We start from the raw sequence: 5,140 nt of genomic DNA on the forward strand, positions 1-5,140 counted from the left end.
TGCCGCTCGGCTTGGCGCTCCGCCTCGCGCGCCCGAGCGGGGTCGTGCAATGGCTCCAGCTCCTGGTTTCGGCGCTCGGCGGGTTCGTGCTCTTCCCGGTGCTGTTCGGGCTCGGCGTGCGCTACACCTCGGCCTCGCACGCGGCGCTGGTGCTTGCGGTGACGCCGCTCTTCACGGGTCTCATTGCGAGCGCGGTCGAGCGCCGGGCACCGGGCCGCACCTGGTGGCTCGGCGCGGGCCTCGCCTTTGCGGGGGAAGTCGCGCTGGTGGCGTTCCGCAGCGACCTCGCGCAAAGCGACGCGAGTCTCGGCGGCGATATGCTCGTGCTGACCGCCTGCGTCTCGGCCTCGGCCGGCTATGTCGCGGGCGCGCGGCTCGCGCACGCCATCACCACCTGGGCCGCGACCTTCTGGGGCATCGGGCTCGGCGGCGCGATCCTGCTGCCGCTCGCGGCGATGCGGCTCGGACCGCAGGCCTGGAGCCATGCCGGCGCGCTCGGCTGGAGTGCCATCGCTTATTTGGCACTCGGCTCGACGATCGCGGGGTACATCTGCTGGTACTGGGCGCTCCAGCGCGGGGGCATCGCCCGGATCGGTGCCACGCAATTCTCGCAACCGTTGATCGCTTTGGGATTCGCGGTGGCGGTGCTGCGCGAGCCCTTGACCGCACCGCTGATCATCGCGGCACTTCTCATCGTCGCGGGCGTGGCGCTGGCGCAGCGGCGCTGAGCAAGCCGACGCCTTGACCCCGGACTCCCCGGCGGTTAGAGCATATATCCGTGCTCCGCCCGCGTTTTCTGCTCTTCAATCTCGGTTGGTTTGTCGCGCTCGCGCTCATGGTGGGCGCGGCCTCGGCTGACACGGCCGCCGTGCAGCGCTACGTCACGCTCCGCGCCGCCGAGGTAAATCTGCGCGCCGGCCCCGGCGAGCAGTTCCCGATCCAGTGGGTCTATCATCGCAAGGGCCTGCCCGTGGAAGTGATCGGCAAGTCCGACGTCTGGCGCAAAATCCGGGATTGGCAGGGCACCGAGGGCTGGGTGCACGAGCGCATGATCACCGGGAGCCGCGGGGCCATCGTGCGCGGCGCCGTGCGCCCGCTCCACCGCGATCCCGATCCCGCCTCCGACGTGGTGGCGCGCGCCGAGCCCGGCGTCATCGCGAAGCTGCTGGAGTGCCGCGGCGCCTGGTGCCGCGTCGAGATCTCCGACATCAAAGGCTGGCTCGGCCGCAACGAGATCTGGGGCGTCGACCCCGACGAGGACGTGCGGTAAGCCAACGCTGCAACGTGATGAACTGAATTTGAAACGTACCCCTCCGCCGAAGGCCGCCTAGACGGAAGGTCGTTGAAGAGCCGACAATCGAGCTGGCGTGATGGACACGATCATCGTGTCCAGGAAGGCGCTGATGGACACGATCGTCAATGCCGGTATCGGAACGAGCGCAGGAAGGTGGGGACTGTAGAGAGGGGCGTCGCCGGCGCGTGTGGTCGAGCGAGGAGAAGCGGCGGATCGTTGCGGAGACCGAGGCGCCTGGGGCGTCGGTCTCGATAGTGGCCAGACGTCACGATCTGAACGCTAACCTGCTGTTCACTTGGCGCCGCATGTTGAGGCCGCACCGCGTGGCCGACGGTACTGCAGTGGCCTTCGTGCCCGCGGTAATGGCGGCGGAACCGAGCCAGCCGGCAGCCGCGGATCGGGAGCGCGCGGTGGCGGACGGCGCTGGCTCTTCGCCTGGAGGCCGGATGGAGATCGTGCTGGCGGGCGGCTGTCGCGTGGTCGTCGATAAGCATGTGAGTGCACCGGCGCTCGCACGGGTGATCGGGGTTCTGGCGAGACGATGATCCCGGTCCCATCGGGCGTGCGCGTATGGATCGCGACGGGATGCACCGACATGCGCCGCGGCATGAACGGCTTGGCGCTGCAAGTCCAAGAAGGGCTGAAGCGCGACCCGCATGCCGGCGATCTCTACATCTTCAGAGGTCGTCGCGGGAACCTGATCAAAGTCTTGTGGCACGACGGCCTCGGCATGTCGCTTTACGCCAAGCGGCTGGAGCGGGGCCGGTTCATCTGGCCATCGCCTGCGGATGGCGTCGTCGCCATCACGCCCTCGCAGCTCGGCTACATGCTCGACGGGATCGATTGGCGCAATCCGGTGCGGACCTGGCGGCCCGAGGTGGCCGGCTGAGAGGTTGCGACGGAATGACTCACCCTGCGCGGGCGCCAAGTCGTGGGAGAGAGGATGTGGCACAATCGATGGCGTGACGATCACGCCCGACATACTGCCGGACGACATCGATGCTCTGAAGGCGGCACTGATCGCCGAGCGCGCCGAACGGATTGCCGCCCAAGCTCTGGCGGCGGCGGCGCAAGCCAAGCTTTCCGACGACGAGGCGTTGATCGCGCATATGAAGCTGCAGATCGAGAAGCTCCGGCGTGAGCTCTACGGTCAGCGCTCCGAGCGGTCAGCACGTCTGCTGGACCAGATGGAGCTGCAGCTCGAGGAACTGGAGGCCTCGGCCAGTGAAGATGAACTCTTGGCCGAGATGGCCGCGGCCAAGACTAGGCGCGTGGCGGCTTTCACGCGCAAGCGACCGGCGCGCAAGCCATTCCCCGAGGACCTGCCTCGCGAGCGGGTGATTGTGCCAGGTCCAACCTCCTGCCCCTGTTGCGGCGGCATGCGGCTTTCCAAGCTGGGCGAGGACGTCACCGAGACGCTGGAGGTGATCCCGCGCCGGTGGAAGGTGATTGAGACGGTGCGGGAGAGGTTCAGTTGCCGCGACTGCGAGAGCATCAGCCAGCCGCCGGCGCCGTTTCATGTGACGCCCCGCGGCTGGGCGGGCCCAAGCCTGATGGCCATGATCCTGTTCGAGAAGTACGGGCAGCATCAGCCGCTGAACCGCCAGGCCGAACGCTATGCCAGGGAAGGCGTGCCGCTCAGCCTGTCGACCCTGGCCGATCAGGTGGGCGCCTGCGCGGCAGTGCTGATGCCGGTATGGAAGCGACTCGAGGCCCATGTCCTGGCCGCCGAACGCCTGCATGGCGATGACACCACTGTCCCGGTGCTTGCCAAAGGCAAGACCGATACCGGGCGACTCTGGACTTACGTACGCGACGACAAGCCCTTCGGCGGCCCCGCGCCACCGGCTGCCGTGTTCTACTACTCCCGCGATCGCGCCGGCGAGCATCCACAGGCGCACCTGGCCAACTACGCCGGGATACTCCAGGCCGACGCCTATGGCGGATACGGCAGGCTCTACACCCCCGGCCGAAGTCCCGGGGACATCCTCCAAGCCGCGTGCTGGGTCCACGCCCGGCGCCCGTTCTTCATCATGGCGGATCTGGCGGAAAACGCCCGGCGCAAAGCCCAGGGCAAGAAGACTGCGGTGATCTCGCCATTAGCGCTCGAGGTCGTGCGCCGCATCGACGCGCTGTTCGAGATCGAGCGGGCGATCAACGGCCACAGTGCCGATCAGCGCAAGGCCGTCCGGCAGGAGCTCAGCGCACCGTTGGTCGCCGATCTGGGAGCGTGGATGCGCGAGCAGCGCGCCAAGCTCTCCCGCGGCAGCGACGTCGCCAAGGCCATGGACTACATGCTCAAGCGCTGGGACGCTTTCACCAGGTTCCTCGACGACGGACGCATCTGTCTCTCGAACAACGCGGCCGAGCGCGCAGTGCGCGGGATCGCGCTCGGCAGAAAATCTTGGCTGTTCTGCGGTTCGGATCGCGGCGGCCGGCGCGCTGCCATCATGTACAGCCTCATCATCACCGCCAAGTTGAACGATATCGATCCGCAGGCCTGGCTCGCCGACATCCTCGCGCGCATCGCCGACCATCCCGCCCATAGGCTCGACGAGCTGCTGCCATGGAACTGGCGATCTCTGACGCCCGGAAGCCGCGCCGCTTGATCATGGCCGCGATAAGCCACGTCTTCACCATCAGTCGCGTCGCTGAGATGCTCGGCGAGGACGAGGACTGGCTGCAGGAAATCTCCATCGAAATGGACCCCGAAGACGGCTGCCTCACCGTCTGGGGAACCGGTGAAGCGACGATCACCGCCTTCACCGACCGCGGCATCGAGAACCTGGCGCAGATCGTCGAAATCTATAAGGCCGACCCGGACCTGACGCCTCGCTACCCAAAGGCCGATTGATCTGTTGCGTTCAGTTCACGCCCGCCCATCGCACCGGCACCGCGGTGCTCACCGGATGCTGACAACCAATCCGCCGACACAAATCGACTAAATCAGCCACGGCTCGAGTTCTTCACGACCGACAAGATTACTAGCGATCTTGTGATCGGACCGCTCGATACCCTCTTATGTGTGGGTCGTCAGCTTGGAAGTTGCTCTGTGTTCGAGCGTTCGAGAAGCTCATCGAGTGGTCGTCGAGTCGAGCGCTCGAAGGGCATGTGCGGATGAGGCTCGCCGATCCGCCCGACGAAGACCAAGCGGTCGGCATCTCCTGTTATAGCTTTGCGCAGGGCTTCGCCCAGAACCTTGGCCTTTCCAAGCATCGAGGGTTCCGTGGTGAACGTGGTCGATGCTTCCCCATAGTGTGCAAAGGCTAAGATTGCGAGGTTGGGTTGTATGGCAAGTCCCAGCCGCGTTGCGGTCAGCCAGAAACGCTGGATATCCTGCCCGGCCCGGAGCAGTGCCCCTACGCGCTGGTCGCGCTCGCGCCCCTGCAATAACGTCAGGGTGAAAAACGCGGCGCAGCAGAGACCGGGCAGGTAGTCCAACTGCGCCTCAGCAGAGAGCACGCCGCCGATGCGATTGATGAACCTCATGCGGGACCAGTTTCCCATTGCCCATCGCATGAGCCTCAAGCTTATGCGGTCGAGACCGACGGTACCTGCGGGAATCCCATCGGGGCTATGCACGCGCTCCCAGTCGATTATTTTCCGATGGATTAAGAAGGCCTCAGGTATTTGCAGGCGTATAGCCGTGGCTCTCGCTGCCAAACGAGCCCATAGCCAGCGTTTGCGCACCCCCTGATGCCAAGCCACCGCGAGATTCGTGCCAAGCGCCTGTTCAAGGGCGTCGATTTCGGACTTGCGGAGTGGACGCGACCGATAGGCTCGCCGATCGACGGAGCGCAGGGTGAGGTAGGGATAGAGAGGGTCTCTCGGGCCATCAAACCGTGA

The 5,140-nt window shown here is 66.0% G+C and carries 7 protein-coding genes; 6 read left to right on the plus strand and 1 reads right to left on the minus strand.

The window, feature by feature from the left end; genetic code table 11:
* The 6 genes from VKR55_RS16415 to VKR55_RS16440 form a co-directional block, all read left to right on the plus strand.
* On the plus strand, positions 1 to 728 hold a 728-nt coding region (locus tag VKR55_RS16415), incomplete at its 5' end, for a DMT family transporter (RefSeq protein WP_324404959.1).
* Positions 729 to 778: 50 nt separating this feature from the next.
* Entirely contained in the window at positions 779 to 1,270 is a 492-nt protein-coding gene (locus VKR55_RS16420) for an SH3 domain-containing protein (protein WP_324404960.1), read from the plus strand.
* Positions 1,271 to 1,419: 149 nt separating this feature from the next.
* Positions 1,420 to 1,839 carry an IS66-like element accessory protein TnpA gene (gene tnpA, locus VKR55_RS16425; RefSeq protein ID WP_324404961.1) on the plus strand — a complete coding sequence of 140 codons (420 nt, stop codon included), beginning with the start codon at positions 1,420 to 1,422 and terminating at the stop codon, positions 1,837 to 1,839.
* The gene (gene tnpB / locus VKR55_RS16430; protein ID WP_324404962.1) at positions 1,836 to 2,183 is read left to right on the plus strand and encodes an IS66 family insertion sequence element accessory protein TnpB; all 348 of its coding nucleotides are present in this window, start codon (positions 1,836 to 1,838) and stop codon (positions 2,181 to 2,183) included. The genes tnpA and tnpB overlap by 4 nt, the downstream gene beginning before the upstream one ends.
* Positions 2,184 to 2,256: 73 nt before the next feature.
* The gene (gene tnpC, locus VKR55_RS16435; protein ID WP_324404963.1) at positions 2,257 to 3,903 is read left to right on the plus strand and encodes an IS66 family transposase; all 1,647 of its coding nucleotides are present in this window, start codon (positions 2,257 to 2,259) and stop codon (positions 3,901 to 3,903) included.
* Positions 3,861 to 4,148: a hypothetical protein gene (locus VKR55_RS16440; RefSeq protein ID WP_324404964.1), complete on the plus strand. Its 288-nt coding sequence runs from the start codon at positions 3,861 to 3,863 to the stop codon at positions 4,146 to 4,148. The genes tnpC and VKR55_RS16440 overlap by 43 nt, the downstream gene beginning before the upstream one ends.
* A 179-nt stretch (positions 4,149 to 4,327) precedes the next feature.
* Here VKR55_RS16440 and VKR55_RS16445 read toward each other — a convergent pair.
* Positions 4,328 to 5,140 (minus strand): nitroreductase family protein (locus tag VKR55_RS16445; RefSeq protein ID WP_324404965.1); only part of this gene is annotated, 813 nt, incomplete at its 5' end.

The sequence above is a fragment of the Bradyrhizobium sp. genome (assembly GCF_035309285.1).
Lineage (GTDB): Bacteria > Pseudomonadota > Alphaproteobacteria > Rhizobiales > Xanthobacteraceae > Bradyrhizobium.